This window comes from Teichococcus aerophilus (assembly GCF_014490485.1).
Lineage (GTDB): Bacteria > Pseudomonadota > Alphaproteobacteria > Acetobacterales > Acetobacteraceae > Pseudoroseomonas > Pseudoroseomonas aerophila.
On sequence record NZ_JACTVA010000042.1, the window covers coordinates 1 to 17,823 of the forward strand.

Annotated in this window: 17 protein-coding genes; 11 read left to right on the plus strand and 6 right to left on the minus strand. The window is 66.0% G+C overall.

Annotation, left to right across the window (positions count from 1 at the left end; all coding sequences use genetic code 11):
- Nucleotides 1–438 precede the first annotated feature (438 nt).
- The 9 genes from IBL26_RS18995 (at nucleotide 439) to IBL26_RS19035 (ending at nucleotide 10,132) form a co-directional block, all read left to right on the plus strand.
- Entirely contained in the window at nucleotides 439–2,016 is a 1,578-nt protein-coding gene (locus IBL26_RS18995) for an ABC transporter substrate-binding protein (protein WP_187786091.1), read from the plus strand.
- A complete protein-coding gene (locus IBL26_RS19000; RefSeq protein WP_187786092.1) occupies nucleotides 2,013–2,945 on the plus strand; it encodes an ABC transporter permease in 933 nt (310 codons plus the stop codon). Before IBL26_RS18995 ends, IBL26_RS19000 begins: the two co-directional genes overlap by 4 nt.
- Nucleotides 2,942–3,832, plus strand: coding sequence for an ABC transporter permease (locus IBL26_RS19005; RefSeq protein WP_206684265.1), 891 nt, complete (start codon nucleotides 2,942–2,944; stop codon nucleotides 3,830–3,832). Before IBL26_RS19000 ends, IBL26_RS19005 begins: the two co-directional genes overlap by 4 nt.
- On the plus strand, nucleotides 3,825–4,847 hold the full coding sequence (locus tag IBL26_RS19010; RefSeq protein WP_187786093.1) for an ABC transporter ATP-binding protein: 1,023 nt from the start codon (nucleotides 3,825–3,827) through the stop codon (nucleotides 4,845–4,847). Before IBL26_RS19005 ends, IBL26_RS19010 begins: the two co-directional genes overlap by 8 nt.
- Nucleotides 4,844–5,812: an ABC transporter ATP-binding protein gene (locus tag IBL26_RS19015; RefSeq protein WP_187786094.1), complete on the plus strand. Its 969-nt coding sequence runs from the start codon at nucleotides 4,844–4,846 to the stop codon at nucleotides 5,810–5,812. The genes IBL26_RS19010 and IBL26_RS19015 overlap by 4 nt, the downstream gene beginning before the upstream one ends.
- 33 nt (nucleotides 5,813–5,845) lie before the next feature.
- Complete coding sequence (locus IBL26_RS19020; RefSeq protein ID WP_187786095.1) at nucleotides 5,846–7,483, plus strand: serine hydrolase domain-containing protein; 1,638 nt, start codon at nucleotides 5,846–5,848, stop codon at nucleotides 7,481–7,483.
- 163 nt (nucleotides 7,484–7,646) lie between these two features.
- On the plus strand, nucleotides 7,647–8,426 hold the full coding sequence (locus IBL26_RS19025; protein WP_187786096.1) for an AraC family transcriptional regulator: 780 nt from the start codon (nucleotides 7,647–7,649) through the stop codon (nucleotides 8,424–8,426).
- A 77-nt stretch (nucleotides 8,427–8,503) separates the two neighbouring features.
- Nucleotides 8,504–9,130 (plus strand): LysE family translocator, encoded by a 627-nt coding sequence (locus IBL26_RS19030; protein WP_187786097.1) that lies wholly within the window; start codon nucleotides 8,504–8,506, stop codon nucleotides 9,128–9,130.
- 276 nt (nucleotides 9,131–9,406) lie between these two features.
- Nucleotides 9,407–10,132: a 2-phosphosulfolactate phosphatase gene (locus tag IBL26_RS19035; RefSeq protein ID WP_367615465.1), complete on the plus strand. Its 726-nt coding sequence runs from the start codon at nucleotides 9,407–9,409 to the stop codon at nucleotides 10,130–10,132.
- An 81-nt stretch (nucleotides 10,133–10,213) separates the two neighbouring features.
- On the opposite strand, the gene IBL26_RS19040 is transcribed toward IBL26_RS19035, so the two are convergent.
- Nucleotides 10,214–11,116, minus strand: coding sequence for a DMT family transporter (locus IBL26_RS19040; protein ID WP_367615466.1), 903 nt, complete (start codon nucleotides 11,114–11,116; stop codon nucleotides 10,214–10,216).
- A 121-nt stretch (nucleotides 11,117–11,237) separates the two neighbouring features.
- On the opposite strand from IBL26_RS19040, the gene IBL26_RS19045 reads away from it, so the two are divergent.
- Nucleotides 11,238–11,816 carry a bifunctional transcriptional activator/DNA repair enzyme AdaA gene (locus IBL26_RS19045; protein ID WP_187786098.1) on the plus strand — a complete coding sequence of 193 codons (579 nt, stop codon included), beginning with the start codon at nucleotides 11,238–11,240 and terminating at the stop codon, nucleotides 11,814–11,816.
- A 574-nt stretch (nucleotides 11,817–12,390) separates the two neighbouring features.
- Here IBL26_RS19045 and mazF read toward each other — a convergent pair.
- The 4 genes from mazF to IBL26_RS19065 form a co-directional block, all read right to left on the minus strand.
- On the minus strand, nucleotides 12,391–12,723 hold the full coding sequence (gene mazF / locus IBL26_RS19050) for an endoribonuclease MazF (protein WP_187786099.1): 333 nt from the start codon (nucleotides 12,721–12,723) through the stop codon (nucleotides 12,391–12,393).
- Nucleotides 12,723–12,965, minus strand: coding sequence for an AbrB/MazE/SpoVT family DNA-binding domain-containing protein (locus tag IBL26_RS19055; protein WP_187786100.1), 243 nt, complete (start codon nucleotides 12,963–12,965; stop codon nucleotides 12,723–12,725). The genes mazF and IBL26_RS19055 overlap by 1 nt, the downstream gene beginning before the upstream one ends.
- A 1,136-nt stretch (nucleotides 12,966–14,101) precedes the next feature.
- Nucleotides 14,102–15,271, minus strand: coding sequence for an MFS transporter (locus tag IBL26_RS19060; RefSeq protein WP_187786101.1), 1,170 nt, complete (start codon nucleotides 15,269–15,271; stop codon nucleotides 14,102–14,104).
- Nucleotides 15,268–15,606: an antibiotic biosynthesis monooxygenase gene (locus tag IBL26_RS19065; protein ID WP_187786102.1), complete on the minus strand. Its 339-nt coding sequence runs from the start codon at nucleotides 15,604–15,606 to the stop codon at nucleotides 15,268–15,270. Before IBL26_RS19065 ends, IBL26_RS19060 begins: the two co-directional genes overlap by 4 nt.
- A 108-nt stretch (nucleotides 15,607–15,714) precedes the next feature.
- On the opposite strand from IBL26_RS19065, the gene IBL26_RS19070 reads away from it, so the two are divergent.
- Nucleotides 15,715–16,602: a LysR family transcriptional regulator gene (locus IBL26_RS19070; RefSeq protein ID WP_187786103.1), complete on the plus strand. Its 888-nt coding sequence runs from the start codon at nucleotides 15,715–15,717 to the stop codon at nucleotides 16,600–16,602.
- Nucleotides 16,603–17,046: 444 nt separating this feature from the next.
- On the opposite strand, the gene IBL26_RS19075 is transcribed toward IBL26_RS19070, so the two are convergent.
- Nucleotides 17,047–17,784, minus strand: a complete 738-nt coding sequence (locus IBL26_RS19075; RefSeq protein WP_187786104.1) for an SDR family oxidoreductase — start codon at nucleotides 17,782–17,784, stop codon at nucleotides 17,047–17,049.
- Nucleotides 17,785–17,823: the final 39 nt, after the last annotated feature.

Below are 17,823 nucleotides of genomic sequence, written 5' to 3' on the forward strand. Positions count from 1 at the left end.
CGGAAGGGCGCGGTTCCTTCGCCCTGGATGGCAAGATGATCGACATCCCCATCGTCCGCCGGGCCGAGGCGCTGCTGCCCCGGGCCAAGGCCATCGCCCAGCGCGCGGCGGCCTGAACGCAGGCGGTGCTGCTGCCACCGGAAAAACCCTGCACGGATATTGAGCAAGGCAGCGCTGACCTGCGTCTCTCCCAGGGGAGAGCGAAGCGGGCAGCAGCCTTCAGGTGCCAAGGCCACGCCGGCCTCCTCAGCGTGACACTGTAGCGACAGCCAATGGCCGCTCAAAAGAAGAGCAGGACGGTTATTTCGTAATCAACTCCAGCGCCTTGACAGTTGGTAATGATCAAAGAACTGTCATAAACAGATTTCTCGATTCACCCTGCCTTGGCTCCACGGCGCCAGCCGCGCTGCGCGGCCTTTTCCGGAGGAAGACCGTTCGATGCCCACCCGTCGCTCGCTCCTGGCTCTCTCCACCCTCGCCACATCAGGCCTCACAGCAACCCATGCCCGGCCAGCCCAGGCCGCCAGCGCCAAGGAATTGCGCTACCGGCTGATAGAAGATCCAGAATCGCTCTACAGCGGTCAGAGCGTCTCGCTCACCGTCAATACCTGCCTGAACTTCCTGCATGACCGGCTGGTCTACATCGATGCCGAGGGCAAGCCACAGCCCTGGTTGGCGGAATCCTGGTCCTTCAGCGAGGACAGCCGGCAGATCACCTTCAAGCTGCGCCCCGGCACCAAGTTCCATGACGGCACCGACCTCGATGCCGCCGCGGTGAAATTCCACTTCGACACCATCCTGGACCCGAAGGCGGCCTCGCCCGTGCGCGGCCAGATCGCGGCGCTGGATAGCTGCGATGTGTTGGACCTGCTGACGGTCCGCCTCAGCTTCAGCCGCCCCTTCGCCGCCGCCATGATCCTGCTGGCCAGCCCCACCTATGGCGTCAATTCGCCCACCGCCGTGCAGAAGGCGGGGCGGCAATATGGCCGCCGGCCGGTCGGCACCGGGCCGTTCATGTTCAAGTCCTGGTCGGCGGGCAGCGAGATCGTGCTGGTCCGCAACCCGCGCTACCGCCAGCTGCGGCCGGACGCGGTGAACAAGGGCGCGCCCTTCGCCGACCAGATCACGCTCAGCGTGCTGCCGGAGGAAGGCGTCGCCTTCTCCGCCCTGCAAACGGGCGAGCTGAGCGCCGCCGAATTGCAGACCGACACGGTGGACCGCCTGCGCCAGGACCCCCGCTTCGCCGTCGTCATCGACGACAAGGCGAAGAACCTGGTGTTCATGGAATTCTCCTTCCGCCCGCCCTTCGATGACCGGGCGCTGCGCGATGCCGTCAGCCATGCCATCGATCGGGAGGCGATCCTGCGCGCCTCCTACAGCGGCTATGGCCGCATCAACCTGAATCCGCTCTCCAGCGGCATCCCAGGCTATGACGCGGCGATCGGCACGCAATACGGCACGCCCTACGACCCAGAGAAGGCCAAGGCGCTGCTGGCGGCGGCCGGCTGGCAGCCCGCCGCCGGTGGGCTGCGGGCCAAGGACGGCAAGCCGGCGAAATTCGCCATCCGATCCTACGCCAACCCGGCGACGGACCGGGCGCTGGCGGTCATCCAGAGCAACCTCGCCGCCGTGGGCATCGAGGTCAGCGTCTCCACCGCCGATTGGGGCACGTTCTATCCGTCCCTGCTGCGGGAAGGCTGGGACATGACGCTGAACCGCTGGACCTATAGCGACCCGCTGGTGATGACCAACCTGTTCCGCCCGCCCGGCCACCGCCGCAACCTGCCGGCGGATGAGGAGCTGACGCGCCTGCTGACCGCCGTCGATTCCACGCTGGACCCGGCGGAGCGGCAGAAGGTGGTCTCCGAATCCCAGAAAGCGCTGCTGGAGCGCCGGCTGATCCTGCCCATCCTGACCAGCGACCAGGTCACCATCACCCAGGCCGGATTGCAGAACTACAAGTTCGACTACCTCAACCAGATCCTGCATGGCGACGTGCGCATGAGCGACTGGTGAGCCGCTATATCCTGCGCCGTCTGCTGATGGCGCTGCCCGTGGTGGTCGGCATCCTGCTGCTGACCTTCCTCATCCAGGCGGTGATCCCGACCGATGCGGTCAGCGCCATGTATGAAGGCCAGGTGACGGAAGATGAAGCGGCGGAGGCCATCGCCGCGATGCGCGAGCGCTATGGGCTGGACCAGCCCTGGTACGTGCAGTTCGTCCGCTACGGCGCCAATGTGCTGCAAGGCGATTTCGGCGAATCCATCCGCCTGCGTCGCCCGGTGTCGGAAGAGATCGGCTACCGCTTCGTCAACACGTTGACGCTGACGGGCGTCGCCTTGTTGATCGGCATCGGCATCGGCGTGCCGATGGGCATTATCTCGGCGGCGAAGAAGGACACCTGGCTGGATGTCGGCGCCATGACGGTGGGGCTGCTCGGCATTTCCATGCCGGCCTTCTTCTTCGGCCTGCTGCTGATCCTGGTCTTCGCTGTCTGGCTCATGTGGATTCCCGTCGTGCCACGCGGCGGCGCGGCGCTGCTGCTGCCGGCGCTGACACTTGGGCTGATCGAGGCGGCGCCGCTCTCCCGCATCGCCCGCTCGGCGATGATCGAGATCCTGCGGCGAGACCATATCCGCGCCGCCCGCTCCCGCGGCATGGGCGAGTTCTCCGTCATCATGCGCCACGCCCTGCCCGGCACCCTGCTGGCGGTGATGACGGTGATCGGCCTGCAATTCGGCAACCTGCTTGGCGGCGCCTTCATCATCGAGGTCATCTTTGGCTGGCGCGGGATCGGGGAGCTGGGCGTGAAAGCCATCCAGTGGCGGGATTTCGCGCTGACCCAGGCCATCATCCTCATCAGTGCCGGCGCGCATATCAGCGCCAACCTGCTGGTCGACATCCTCTATGCCTGGATCGACCCGCGCGTGGATTACGACCAATGAGCCTGGCGCAGAGCGTGGCCGCCCCGGCGGAAGCCGCCCCCCAGCCGCGCCGTGGCGGCTGGCGCTGGGCCATGGCGCGGCTGCTGCGCAACCCCTCCGCCCGCATCGGCGGCAGCGTGCTGCTGCTGATCCTGTTCTGCGCCGCCTTCGCGCCCTGGGTCGCGCCGCATGACCCGCTCCACGTCAACACCCTCGGCCGCCTGCTGCCGCCCAGCGCCACCAACTGGCTGGGCACCGACGAAGTGGGGCGGGACATCGCCAGCCGGCTGATCTTCGGCACCCGCTACTTCCTGCTGATCTGCCTGATCGCCTCCACCATCTCCGGTGGCTTCGGCATCCTGCTGGGGCTGGTGGCCGGCGGCGGCTCGGCCTTGGCCGATACGCTGATCATGCGCTGCACGGACATGCTGCTGGCCTTCCCCTACATCCTGCTGGTGCTGGCCATCGTCGCCATCCTCGGCCCCAGCCTGTGGACGGCGATGGCGGCGGTCGGCATCGCCGGCATCCCCGGCTATGCGCGGCTGATCCGCTCCGTCGCGCTGACGGTGAAGCGGGAGGAGTATGTGGAGGCCGCGCGCGCCCTCGGCGCCAGCGAGGCGCAGATCATCCTCAGCACCGTGCTGCCCAACACCATCTCGCCGCTGATCGTCTACCTCTCCTACGCCACGCCCATCGCGGCGCTCTCGGCGGCGGCGCTCTCCTTCCTCGGCCTGGGCGCGCAGGCGCCGGCGCCGGAATGGGGGGCCATGCTGGTCAATTCCCGCTCCTTCCTGTTCACCGCCTGGTGGGCCGTGGCCGCGCCGGGGCTGGCCATCTTCGTCGCCATCTTCTCGATGAACCTGCTGGGCAACGGCCTGCGGGACGTGCTGGACCCGCGCGATGTCTGAGGCCACCCCCATGCTGGAAGTCCGTGGCCTGCGCACGCAATTCGGCACCGGCGCCGGCGCGGTGCGCGCGGTGAACGGCGTCGATCTCGCCATCAACCCGGGCGAGGTGCTCGGCATCGTCGGTGAATCCGGCTGCGGCAAGACGGTGCTGGCGCTGTCCATCCTGCGGTTGATCGACGCGCCGGGGCGCATCGTCGCCGGGCAGGTGCTATTCGAGGGCACGGATGTGCTGGCCATGCGCCCGCGCGCGCTGACGGCGCTGCGGGGGCGGGACATCGCTATGATCTTCCAGCAGCCCAAGGCCAGCCTGGACCCGCTGATGCGCATCGGCAGCCAGATCGCGGAGCCGTTGCGGCTGCGTGGCGGCCGCTCCCGCGCCGAGGCGTGGCGGGAGGCGGTGGAGCTGCTGGGCGCCGTCGGCATCCCCAATCCGGAGGAAAAGGCCCGCGCCTATCCGCACGAGATCTCGGGCGGGCAGGCGCAGCGGGTGATGATCGCCATCGCGCTGGCGCTGCGCCCGCGCCTGCTGATCGCGGACGAGCCGACCACGGCGCTGGACGTGACGGTGCAGGCGCAGATCCTGGAATTGCTGCGCGAGCGCTGCCGGGTGCTGGGCACGGCGCTGGTCCTGGTCACGCACGATATCGGCGTCGTCGCGCAGATGGCGGACCGCGTGGCCGTCATGTATGCCGGGCGCGTGGTGGAGAACGGCAAGGTCGCCGATATCCTCGGCCAGCCGGCGCATCCCTACACGCGCGGCCTGCTGCGCTCGGCGCCGGTGATGGGCGCGGTGCAGGCACGTCTGCGGGAAATTCCCGGTGGCATCCCGGACCTGACGCGGCCGCTCTCCGGCTGTGCCTTCGCGCCGCGTTGCGAGGCGCGCCAGCAGGCCGGCGCCGCCCGCTGCGACAGCCAGGCGCCGCCCTCTTTCCTGCCTCGCGCCGGCTGGCAGGCCCGCTGCTGGCTACAGGCGGGCGCGCCACAGGCACAACCCGCACCGGAGGCCTGGGCATGAGCGCCGTGCCGCTGCTGCGCGCCGCCGGGCTGGTGGTGCGCTTCCCCGTCCGCGCCGGGGTGATGGGCCGGCCCAAGGCGTGGGTCCATGCCGTGGACGGCGTCGACCTGAAAGTGGAGGCCGGGGAGACGCTGGGGCTGGTGGGCGAATCCGGCTGCGGCAAATCCACCCTCGGCCGCACCCTGCTGGCGCTGCGCCGCGCCGACGAAGGCAGCGTGGAGATCGAGGGCCAGCGGATCTTCGAGGTACCGCCCGGAAAGTTGAAGGCGCTGCGCCGCCACGCACAGATGGTGTTCCAGGACCCGGTGGCCTCGCTGGACCCGCGCCGCACCGTCGGCAGTTCCGTCCGCATGGGGCTGGAGCTGCACGGCATCGGCACGCGGGCGGAGCGGGAGGCGGCGGTGGCCCAGGTGCTGCGGCGCGTCGGCCTGCGGCCGGAGCACGCGGAACGCTTCCCGCATGAATTCTCCGGCGGGCAGCGGCAACGCGTCGGCATCGCCCGCGCGCTGGTGCTGGAACCCCGGCTGCTGATCTGCGACGAGCCGGTTTCCGCCCTCGATGTGTCCGTGCAGGCGCAGATCCTGAATCTGCTGAAGGATGTGCAGGCGGAGCGCGGCCTCGGCATGGTGTTCATCTCGCACAACCTTGCGGTCGTCGAGCACATGGCCGACCGTGTGGCCGTGATGTATTACGGCCGCATCGTCGAGCTGGCACCGCGCGAGGCGCTCTATGCCGGTGCGCGCCACCCCTACACCCGCGCGCTGCTGGCCGCCGTGCCCTCGCCCGATCCGGCGCAGCGCCCCGACGCCGCCCTGCCGCAGGGCGAGCCGCCGAACCCCGCCCGCCTACCCAGCGGCTGCCGCTTCCGTTCCCGCTGCCCCATCGCCATGTCGCGCTGCGCCGAGGAGGAGCCGCTGCTGCTCGACCTCGGCGAGGGCCACAAGGCGGCGTGCTGGGCCGCTTGAAACCCTCGCCTCGCCGATGAAAGCACAAAGCCCGTGACCGATCTGGATGTGACCCTGCTTGAACGCCGCGTCGATGCCCTGCTGACCCCCTGGGCCAACAATGCCGGGCCGGGCGTCACCCTTGGCGTGGTGCTGGAAGGCCGGCTGGCGGTGCACCGCCACGCCGGGCTCGCCAATATCGAACATGGCGTGCCGATCGGCCCGCAAACGCGCTTCCGCATCGCCTCCGTCTCCAAGCAGTTCACCTGCGCCGCCATCCTGATGCTGGCGGCGGAAGGCAAGCTGTCGCTGGAGGAAGAAGCCCGCACCTACTTGCCGGAACTGCCGGCGCTGGCGGACCGCGTGGCCGTCGCGCATCTGATGCACAACACCTCCGGCATCCGCGACATGCTGGAGATCATGCGCCATGGCGGCGCCGATCTCGGCACGCCGATCCGCTTGCAGGATCTTGTGGACGGCATCTGCCGCCAGCGCACGCTGAACTTCACGCCCGGCACGCGCTTCCTCTACAGCAACACCAACTTCCTGCTGCTCGGCCTGATCGTCGAGCGGCTGACCGGCATGAAGTTGGAGGATATGCTGGAGGCGCGCATCTTCGCGCCGCTGGGCATGCGGGATACGCGCATGACCCCGGATGTGCATCAGGCGATCCCCCATCTGGCGACCGGCTACTTCCCCGGCGAGCCGGCCGGCTGGCGCCGCGCGCCGCATGCCTTCCCGTTGCATGGCGAAGGCGGGCTGGTCTCCTCCGTGCAGGACCTCGCGCTGTGGAGCCACAACGCCACCACGCGTGCCATTGGCGACGGCTGGCTGGATGGGCTGACGGTGCAGACGCCCTTCGCCAACGGCACGATCAACCGCTATGCGCGCGGGCTGGTGGTGCGGCCCTATCGCGGGCTAGAGACGGTGAGCCATGGCGGCCTGTGGCCGGGCTACCGCACCGAGTTCCTGCGGGTGCCGGCGCTGGCCGCTACCGTTATCGCCATTTCCAACGCCGCGACCTCGGACCCCAACCTACTGGCGCACCGGGCGCTGGACGCGGTGCTGGAGACGCGCCCCGGCGCCCGCTCCATGGGCGTCCACCCCGTGCCCGCCCTGCCACCCAAGGAAACCCTGGCGCCCATGGCCGGGCGCTGGCTGGACCCGGTGAGCGGCGCAACGCTGGATATCGCGGTGTCCGAGGCCGGCATCCCCACCCTGGCCACCAACGGCCTGACGGTGACGGCGGAGGCGACGGAGGATGGCCGCTTCTCCTCGCCCCGCGCCAGCAGCGTCTTCATCGTCAAGCCCGGCGGCGCCGATGTCATCGAGGTGGAGCAGGATGCCGGCACCGTCGGCCGGTGGCAGCGCGTGGCCGAAGGCGCCGCCCTGCCGCACGGGCTGAGCGGCACCTATCACAGCCCCGAGATGGCCACGCGCTGGACGGTGACGGAGGCCGATGGCGGCACCTGGGTGCGCGCCGAGGGCCCGGTGGCCAACGGCCAGCCCTGGGAGATGACGCCCATCGCGGGTGATCTCATCCGCATCAATATTCCCAGCATGCTCTTCCGCGCCTGGCTGGATGTACGCGTGCTGCGAGATGGCAGCACCATCACCGGGCTGCAAGCCAGCGGGGGGCGGGCCAAGAACGTGCGCTACGACCGCGTCGAGGAGACGACGCCTGAGGCGTAATCGCCTGAGTTGAACTCACGCGTCCCGGCAAACGCCAGGAGCAGAGCGGGTCGGCATTGACCCTCCGGAGGCATGGGGCAGGAATGTCCCAGGCCCCTTCTCTTTACTCTCGATCCTACCGAGGCGCCGGGCTTCCAAAGCGGCTTCCGCGGGCGCTCTGCCCATGGCCGTGGGATCGTATCGCGGCTTCGCCGCCTCGCATGCCTATGCCCGGCATTTCCACGATGAGATCGTCTTGGGCGCCAATTTAGTTAGTGCGGAGTGGCTCAAACTTGATGGCCGTGACCTTGTTGCCGAGCAGGGAGATAGCACTCTTTACAACCCGGTTCAGGTGCAGGAAGGTGGTTCGCTTGAGCCGGATCGCGAATGGCGCTTTCTGACCTTCTACATCGATGCCGGGGCCGCGCATCGGCTTCTGTATGGCACATGCGGCTGCGTCGAGTTCAATACCGCCGTACTTTCATGCAAGCAGACTTTCGACTTATTCCTCGCCGGTGAACGGCTCTTCCTCAGCGGTAACCTGGTGGAACTTGACGAAGTCGTCACGCTGATCCTTGGCCAACTCGAGGCTCGTGTGGGGACAACAACGGGTAAGAGGAAGGCTGAGACGAGCCTTGCATCCGCAGAGCCGCGGTTGAAGCGCGTTGCTGAGAGGCTGCTGGAACGCCTGGACGAGCAGCCAGATCTGTCCGACCTGGCAGGGGAAGTCGGCCTTTCGGTCGAGCATCTGGTGCGCAGCTATGCTCGTGCCTTTGGTCTGCCACCTCTGGCATGGGCGATGCAGAAGCGCCTGGCCCGCGCTCGCCAACTCCTGCGAGACGGCAAGGCTCCCGCACATGTGGCAGCCGAGCTGGGCTTCTCAGATCAAAGCCATCTCAACCGGTTTTTCAAGCGCGTCAGCGGTACCACGCCAGCGCAGTTCTCGCGGGCGATCGGGCAGTAGTCGATCAATCCCATTCAAGACGGCAAGCCCAGTGTCGCGCAGCATTCCTGGCAACCTGAACGGCCGGGAGGACCAGCTTGCTCGCCTTATTCACATACGCGTTCGCACTCGCTCTCGCGCTGTGCCTGTCACCCGGCCCCGTCTTCGCGGAAAGTTTGAGACGTGGGCTGAGGGGCGGCTTCCGCCCTGCACTGATCGTGCAATTCGGCTCGCTTGTAGGAGACCTTGCCTGGGCGCTCGCGGCATCTGCCGGCCTCGGGCTCATCTTCTCAGTTCCGGCGCTCCGACTGCCATTAGAATTTGCCGGAGCTGCCTTTCTGCTTTGGCTGGCTTGGAGCTCCCTGAGGACCGCGAACAGCTTCCCGAGCCTTGGCGTCGTGGCCCCCGAAGAGCGCATCGGTCCGTTCCTCTCCGGCGCTCTGCTTTCGTTGACGAACCCGAAGAACATCCCGTTCTGGCTGGCGGTCGGTGCAACCATGGGTGGGCTTGGTGTTTCAACGCCCGTCTCGGCACGGGGCGCGGTATTTCTGGCCGGCTTCATGGCTGCGTGCGTGGCCTGCTGCTTTGTGGCAGCCGGCGCGATAGCTTGGTTGCATCGGCATCTAACACCGCGCCTCTTCTTCGGCATCAATGTCCTGACAGGGCTTGCGCTTGCAGCCTTGGCAATCAACAGCATAACCATGGCGTTGGCTTCGATGTTATAGCATGGCCCCAAGGGCAGCTCCGCGCCCTCTCGCGGCCTCCAGAGTATCTGCAAGATGGTAGGCCCACACCGCTCTTCCTTGCTCTGTGAGGTTCCGGCGGGTACCAAGCGCGCTCTCCAATCCATCCGTTTGGTCACGCACCTCCAGAACACTGGTCCGTCCAAGGTGGGCCTGTGTGGCCCGGTCAGCCTTATGCAGCCGCTCGGACAACAGGATGGACAGTCCCCGTCACTGCATGTACCGCCCTCCCCAGGCTCATCATGGACTGGCACAGCAGTGAACGAAGCACTCTGCGAATGGGGGATGGCCGGCGTCACAGCCCTCCACAGCCGGGTCGCCGTGCTGGTAATCGTCGATGTCCTCTCCTTCTCCACCGCCGTCGATGTCGCTGTATCCCGGGGCGCCACGGTCCACCCCTTTCCTTTCAAGGAGATTGAGGCCGCCCAGCGCGCCGCCAGCCAACTCGGAGCGAAGCTGGCCCGGCCGAGAGCAGCTGCAGGCGGCCAGTTCAGCCTCTCGCCGGCCAGCCTTACCACCATACGCCCGGGCACCAGGCTGATTCTCCCCTCCCCCAATGGCTCCCGCCTCTCCTTCGCCGCTGCCCGCACGCCGAACCGGGTGCCGGTTCTGACCGGCTGCCTGCGCAACGCTTCTGCCGTGGCCCTGGCGGCCCGTGCGCTGGCTGGGGATCAGGCCATCGGCATCATCCCGGCAGGCGAGCTCTGGCCGGACGGGGGTCTCCGCCCGGCTATCGAGGACCAACTGGGCGCAGGGGCTATCCTGCACTATCTCGGCAGCGCCTGTTCCCCCGAAGCCCAGTTGGCCCGCGATGCCTACCGCGCAGCCGGAAGTGACCTCACCCGCATGGTTCGGCTTTCCGTCTCCGGGCGCGAACTGGTCGATGCCGGCTATTCCGGAGACGTCGACCTTGCTGTGGAGGAAGGTGTCAGCGACACCGCGCCGCTGATGGTGGATGGGGCCTATGGCCGTGGCCCGGGGTGAGATGACCCCGGCGACCGGTAAGAGGCCGAACAAGGCTCGTCAGCCACACGGTCAAGGCAAGCCTGCGTCGTCGCCATCCTGCTATCGCCGATGGAACATCCGTCCATCCAGCGCCAGGAGCCCGAGCAAGATCAGGGCCATGCCGACAGCCTGTGACATCGAGAGCCGCTCCCCCAGGAATACTACGCCCAACAGGATCGCGCTGGCCGGAATGAGCAGCGTGACCAGGGAGGTGTTCGTCGCCCCGGCTGTGGCGATCAGGCGGAAGAAGATGATGTAGGCAAAGGCCGTGGAGAGCAGCGCCAGGCCAGCCAGGGAGCCCCACACGGCGAGGCCCGGTTGGGCCAGCCGCCAGGGCTGGTCGATCAGCAGCACAAGCGGAAGCGCCATGGCCGTCGTGGCGGCGATCTGCCCGAAGGCGCTCACGGCAGGCACAATGCCCATCTGCTTGAAGCGCCGGCCATAGGTGTTGGCGAAGCCGTACGACAGTGCGGCCCCGAGACAGGCCAGGATTCCCCAGAGGGTGCCGCCTGATCCCCAGGACGGGCCGCCCAGCAGGACAGCAACTCCCATGATACCAAGGGCAACCGCCGCCAGCCGGTTCATGGACAGCGTCTCGTCCTCGGCCAGGAAGTGGGCGACCAGGATCGAGAAGACCGGGGTGGTGGCATTGAGGATGGAGGCCAGCCCGCTGCCGATGAAGGTTTGTCCCCAGAAGATCAGGGTGAAGGGAATCAGGCTGTTCAGCAGTCCCATACCGAGAAAGGCCCGCCATGGGGACGCGGCGGTTGGAATCGGGATGCCTCGCAGCCGGAGGTAGAGCCACAGGGCGCCGGCGGCGATGCCGACGCGCGCCAGCACCACGGTCAGCGGCGGCAGCTCCGACAGGGCGACCTTGGAAAAGAAGAACGACCCGCCCCAGAGGAGCGAGAGGAGGCCGAGGAGCCCCCATTCGGAGCAGCGCATGGCGCGGGTGTCAGACACTCGGCGGAACCTCATGGTGAACGATGCACTTACTTATAGATCGCGCATCGGAACGGTCCTGCCTCGCCGGAAGCGGACCTCGTCCTCTCGGCCTCCGCCATCCTGCTGTAGGATGGCTGGCATGACGGCCGAAGCAGCGATCTGGGAAAGGGCCTGGGCTCAACGCGACCCCGCCTTCGACGGGGGGTTCTTCGTATGTGTCAGGACCACGGGCGTCTATTGCCGGTGCGTCTGCCCGGTGCGGCTGCCTTTCCGTCGCAATATCGAATTCCTGCCGAGCGCTGCCGCGGCCGAAGCGGCAGGCTTCCGGCCCTGCCTGCGGTGCCGGCCTGAGACGGCGCCGTTCTCCCCCGCCTGGAAAGGCACCCTGACCACAGTGGAGCGGGCATTCCGCCTGATCGTCGAGGAAGGCGCGCTGGATGGTGAAGGCGCCTCCGTCGAGAGCCTCTCCGCCCGTCTGGGCATGACGGCACGGCATCTGCGGCGGCTGTTCGTGCGGCATCTGGGAGCCACTCCGAACGCGGTCGCGAAGACCGCCCGGGTTCAGAGGGCCAAGCGCCTGCTGAGCGGGACGGACCTCACGATGACCGAAATCGCCCTGCAGGCCGGCTTTGGAAGCCTGCGCCGCTTCAATGCCGTCTTTGCGGAGGTCTACCGCCGCCCTCCCGGCGCAATCAGACGGAAGCTGCGAGGTCCATAGCTGTGGCTTGCAGAAAAGTGGCTGCAGTCCAAGACGAGGCAATCGCGGCGTCCACGCCATGCCGGTGGGCCGCCTGGAGGACGGGCTGGACCGCCACAGCCCAGGCCCTTTGGCGATGGAATCCAGGATCTCTGTCGGGGCAGTAGAGCATCAATCTGATACGCTCATGGAGCGTTCCTCTCGGTCCGCGGCGCCCGCCATCGGCGCGGTGGGCGAGCTTGTCGTGATCGTCGGCCGCCAGGCCGTTGCCTGATGCGCCCGCGCCACGAAAGCTGTGTCGACATCGCATCACAGGGCATGCATGTCAGAGGATCATGCCGCATCTCGGGCATTTGCGAGCAGCCCACAGATGTCCGCCAAGAGGTCGACGATCCCTCTTGCGGGGGATCGCCCTCCAAGCCGGAGAAGGCCTTGGCCCGCCGGAGCGCTCGCAGCCGCGGTGTCTCGGCGCCGGACGGCCATCGACTTGATCCTGGCCTTCTGCGGGGGGGCGGCCACACACACCAGATGTCCCCGTGCGTCGGATCTGATTCGGCGTGGTCCGCCAAGGTGTGCGCGGGTTGGCTGCGCGGTGCTATCCGATCAACGCCCGCAGCTTGGCGCGTATCTCGGCGAGTTCAGTCGGACCGACCCTTCCCTTCCGGACGGCCTTACGGGCGCGCCAGTCCTGGCTCTTTACCTGATCCGCCAGCACCACGCTGGGTGGCGTTCCCGACAGCGCCACCTCAAAGGGATAGCCCTTGATCCGCGTCGTCGTGGGACAGCAAATGACCATCCCCGCCCGGCCATTATAAGCAGCCGGGCTGATAACCACGGCAGGCCGGTGCCCCGCCTGCTCTCGTCCTGCCTGGGGATCGAACTGCAGCCAAATGATATCCCCCGCGTCCGGCACGTAGTCAGCTGGCACTACCAGGCCTCCTTGCCAACCGCTGGCCCCATATCCACGGCAACGTGCCTGTTCTCGTCGGTGATCTGAGCCACCAGATCCTCGATGTCGTACTGCTCCGGCCGCAAGGCCTCGATGACAATGCGCCCCTGTTCCTCCCGCACGTCGACAGGCTGATCGAGCTGGACGCGCGCGGCTTCCAGGACCGATGCCGGAATCCGTACCGCGGCACTGTTCCCCCACTTCTTGACCATGGCCTTCATGACAACCTCCTCATCCTAGTTTCCGGCATAGTATCTACTATGTAGATACTATGCTAGTTGTTCTTCCACCCCACCACACTGCGGCCTTTCTGGCCGGGCTGCAGGCTGTTGGGATCTGGCAGCTAGATCCTGCTCCGGCTTTTCCAGCTCGCCTGCCCAGCCCAAGGCCTTTCTTATGTAGGAATGCCCCACTCCGTCTGCCGGTAGCCAACTACCCAGCCCTACTCTTGGGATCGCGTCCGGGGCTCTGCCAACTGGGCCTCATCGGTCAAACCAGCCAGCATCGCTGTGACCTGGCCCGCCGTCTTACCAAGGTTCAGATCCACGTTCTTCACGGATTGGCTGTGCCTCAAGATGAGGCTGACGCTAAAGCGCTGACCGGGAAGCGGCTGCTCACTCTCAATTGCCAGCTCCAAGCCGGCATATCCGACGTGTCCAGGTTACCGGCCGCGCTTTCCGGCGCGGCCGGTAAACCCCTTCGCCGCCTCGTATACCTGGGGGAAAGGCGGCGCCAGGAACGCCGAGGGGGCGGCGCTAGCCAGAGCTTAGCAATAATTCATTGTCGGAGCCATTGCTGCGTTCCTGCAATGCCGATGACAAGCCGACATCTCGGCTGCAGCAACGGACAAGAATGAGATGGCGATACTCGGCGACGGCTTGATGGCTGCGAAGCCCGGCCAGCCACCCGGTGCTCAGGAATGGATGAGTCGGCTGGGCATTGTCACGTTGTTTGATGACCAGGCGAGTTTGAGCGCATGGTGGGGCTTGCGTGACCCCACACCGTCGTCTGGGCACACGTCTCCTGCTGCCAGACCCGGAACGCCTTGTTGCGCGAACGGCGATACTGATCAACCATCATCAAGTGCCGCCGTGGACGGAAGTGGCCATGGATCATCGCGTGCGCTGAGAGGAAGCGCTGTGCCTGCTAGGGTGACTTGAAACGCTGCATCTGGCGTTCTCGACGTCGCGTCGGCCGGTGGGCATTCTTGGCACGCGCGCTCGGTATTCACAGAACCGAAAACCGAACGCGCCAGCACGCGCTGGGCCACGCGCCCGACGAAGATGATCACTATGTCTACGCCATGGCGCTCTAACGCCGCACAACGCGACAATCCGGACCAACTTGCCTCGCTTTTTCACATTATGTGTCCTGCGCCAGCGGGGCGCCCCATGCACAGCGATGACCAGGCAGCACCAACAAGCAGGGCAATACCTGCCCACGACAACCCGTCTGCTCCGGCGGTTTCGAGAATGAAACCGCCCATGACGGCTCCGCCGAAAATGGCGATGTTCCATGCCGTGACGATCATCGCCTGGGCCACGTCGGCCGCAGGACCGGCAGCACGCGCCGATGCGGCCTGAAATAGCGCCGCCGACCCGCCAAAAGCCAGTCCCCAGATAAGTGCGGCGCCGTAGATCGCCAACGGTGCCCCGGTCATCACCGCAAGTATCAAGACGGCCACAAGAAACAGGCCGATGCCGGTGAAGGTCAATGGTCGCAGCCATTTGTCGATCAACACGCCCGTCAGCCCGATACTGACAAGTGCGGAACCCCCGAAAACCAGAAGGACAGTGTCGATCTGGCCCGTCATGCGATGGCTGGCCAGAAGTGGCGCGATGTAGGTGTAGAGGAGGTTATGGGCCAGGACGAAGCAGAGCGTCACCGCCAGCACCGGGCGTACGCCCGGAACCACAAAGACCTGGGCCAAGGAAGGGCGCTGCGTTTCAGGCTCGCCGGCGAAATCCGGCACCTTCGCGATGATCCATCCAGCGAGCAGCAACGCGATCACGCTGAGCAATCCGAAGGTCAGTCGCCAACCGGCGAGGTTGCCGATAAATGTGCCGGCCGGGATGCCGATGGAGAGCGCCAACGGCGTCCCCGCCATCGCAATGGCCATGGCCCGACCAGCGAGGCTGGGCGGTGCCATGCGAACGGCATAGCCAGCCAGCAACGCCCACAGCAGGCCGGCCGATACACCGCCGACGAAACGTGCCGCCATCGCGACGATAAAACTCGTCGTCAGGGCCGTAATCAGATTGGCGATAGCGAAACCGATGATGGCGCCGAGCAGGAGTGGTCGTCTGCGCCAGCTTCGCGTTGCTGCCGTCAGGGGGATCGCTGCGATCAGCGATCCCAGCGCATAGATGCTGATCCATTGTCCCGCCATGGCCTCGCTCACCCACAGCGAGACCCCGATCTGCGGGAGCAAACCGGCAGGCAGGGCTTCAGTCAGGATGGTGACGAAACCGGCAGCCGCCAGTGCACATAGCCCCGCTACCGGCAGCCGTTCGACCCGGCACGTCACGCTGAGGCCTTCGGCAGCACCAGGTCACCAACGGTGTAGGTGTGAAACTCGCTCGACGAGACGGTGTCGAGCTTGCGGAACTTCTCGAGGAATACCGGATCGGAAAAGAAAATCTCGACGTCGCCGGGGTCGGAGATCGCCTCGATATTCACGACCGTCAGCCCATCCGTACTCTTGGCGAGGTTGCTCCACAGAAAGCCCGGCTTCCGCTCGGCGACATAGTGGACGACATCCTGGATCAACCTGAAAGCTTCGTCCTGCTGGCCAGAGTGAACGTGGATCACGTTAACGATGAAAGTCGTCGGGGTGGGCTGGGTCGTGAAGGTGGGGTTCATGTTCGTCTCCTTGGTTTCGTAAAGCCAAGGGATAGCGGTCGGCTTGTCCCGGAAAAATGGGCCAGTGTTCCGGTGACTACAGAATAATATTTCTGTAAAAATCAAGGCATGGACAAACTCACGGCGTTCGACGCCTTCGTGCAATCGGCTGAAACCGGCAGCTTCGTGGCGGCTGGCCGCAAGCTCGGCCTTTCCGCCTCTGCGGTTGGCAAGGCTGTGGTCCGACTGGAACAACGGCTGGATGTGCGCCTGTTCCATCGCAACACGCGCAACATGACCCTGACAGAAGAAGGGCGGCTGTTCCTCGAACGCTGCCGCCGCATCTTCGAGGAGGTGGAGGCAGCGGAAGCCGAGCTTGCCCGATCCAATCGGACGCCGAGAGGGCGGCTGCGGATCAGTCTGCCGCTGGTCGGCATGCTGCTGACACCGGTGATGGCCAAGTTCATGCGCGCCTGGCCAGAGGTGCAACTCGACCTGGATTTCAGCGATCAGCTGGTGGACGTGGTGGAGGAAGGGCTCGATGCTGTCATTCGCACCGGGCAACCATCGGACAGCCGGTTGATGAGCCGCAATGTCGGTCGGTTCAAACTGAAGATCGTCGCCTCACCCGACTATCTGACGCGATGCGGAGTGCCGGAAACCCCTGACCACCTGGCGCAGCATCAGTGTCTTCACCAACGCTCTCCCAGCACCGGCAAGATCCGACCTTGGCCGTTTGCTCGCGGGGAACGACAGGCGAAGATTGTCCTGCCCGAACGGATGAGCGCGACGGCGGTCGATCCTCTGATAGAGTTGGCGATTGAGGGGCTGGGCATTGCCTGTCTGCCGCCCTTTGCGATCCGTGGCGAGATCGCTGACGGCCGTCTCGTATCCATCCTGGACGAGTGGGTTACCGAGACCGATCAGTTCAACGTGCTCTGGCCGGCCAGCCGCCAGATCACGCCCAAACTGAGGGCATTCGTCAACTTCATGGCCGAGCATCTGCAGCCGCAATAGGCATCGTATATCGCGCCGGTTCGTCCCGTTCCCGCTGTCATGGTGGCGGGCGGAGCGGCGGCGGCTTGACGCGCGGTACGGAAATCGGCGGCGTTTGCGTAGCGATCGCGTCACAGCGAATAAACCGAGAGACTGGCGGGCCGCGCCCGATGATGATGAGCACTATGTCTACGCTATAGCCCTCTAACGTCGCCCTTAACTGATAGTTGGTTGCTGGATCAGCGCCGGTCGTCACAGACTTTCGCCCGCTATGACTTCGGGGCGGCGCGTGATCGAGGTGAGGTGGCTTGCGCCACACCAGGGCTCGGCGCTGGTGGTGCCGCATTGACCCGGCAGACCATATGCGAATCAGATGGACTGACACCATATTCAAGCATCGAGACTAGGAACATAATTGCAACAACCCACTGAGTTGCGCCCACCTTTAGTGTTTAGGCCCATGGATCAGGCTTGCGCGGTGGGGCGCACAACGATCTCGCCGACATCCACATTCGCCGGCTGCCCAATCGCGAAGGCGATCGCCTCGGCAATCGCGATGGGATCAATCGCGATCTCGTCGCGAAGTCCGACGTAGCGCGCCCGAACGTCCGGTTCGCCGATCCCTTCCACAAAGGGCGTCCTGATCGCTCCCGGAGAGATGAGGGTGACGCGAAGTTGCGATCCGGCCTCCTGCCGCAGTCCCTCGCAGATGGCGCGGACGGCGAATTTGGTCCCCGAATAGACCGCTTGTGTCGGAACGGTCTTCATGCCGGCTGTAGAAGCGACGGTCACGAAATGCCCCGAACCTTGCGCGCGAAAGACCGGCAACGCCGCCGCTATTCCATAAAGAACGCCCTTGATGTTGACGTCCACCATCTGCTCCCACTCCGAGACCCGAAGATTGTCGAGCGGTGAGATCGGTCCGACCCCGGCGTTGCTCAGCAGGACGTCGAGCCTGCCGAAGCGCTCTTGTGCGCGGCGCACAAGATTGGCAACGTCGTCCTGCCGTGTGACATCCGTCTCCACGCACTCGGCCTGTCCGCCCGCCGCTCTGATGCGATCGACCAGACCGACGAGTGGCTCCAGCCGGCGTGCTCCCAGCACCACCCAGGCCCCCTTCTCAGCCAAAAACAGGGCTGTTGCCGCGCCGATGCCGCTGCTCGCGCCCGTGATCACGACAATCTTTCCTTCGATCTCCGACATTCTCGATCTCCTTCGATCCATTCCGCTGCGCCGAACATT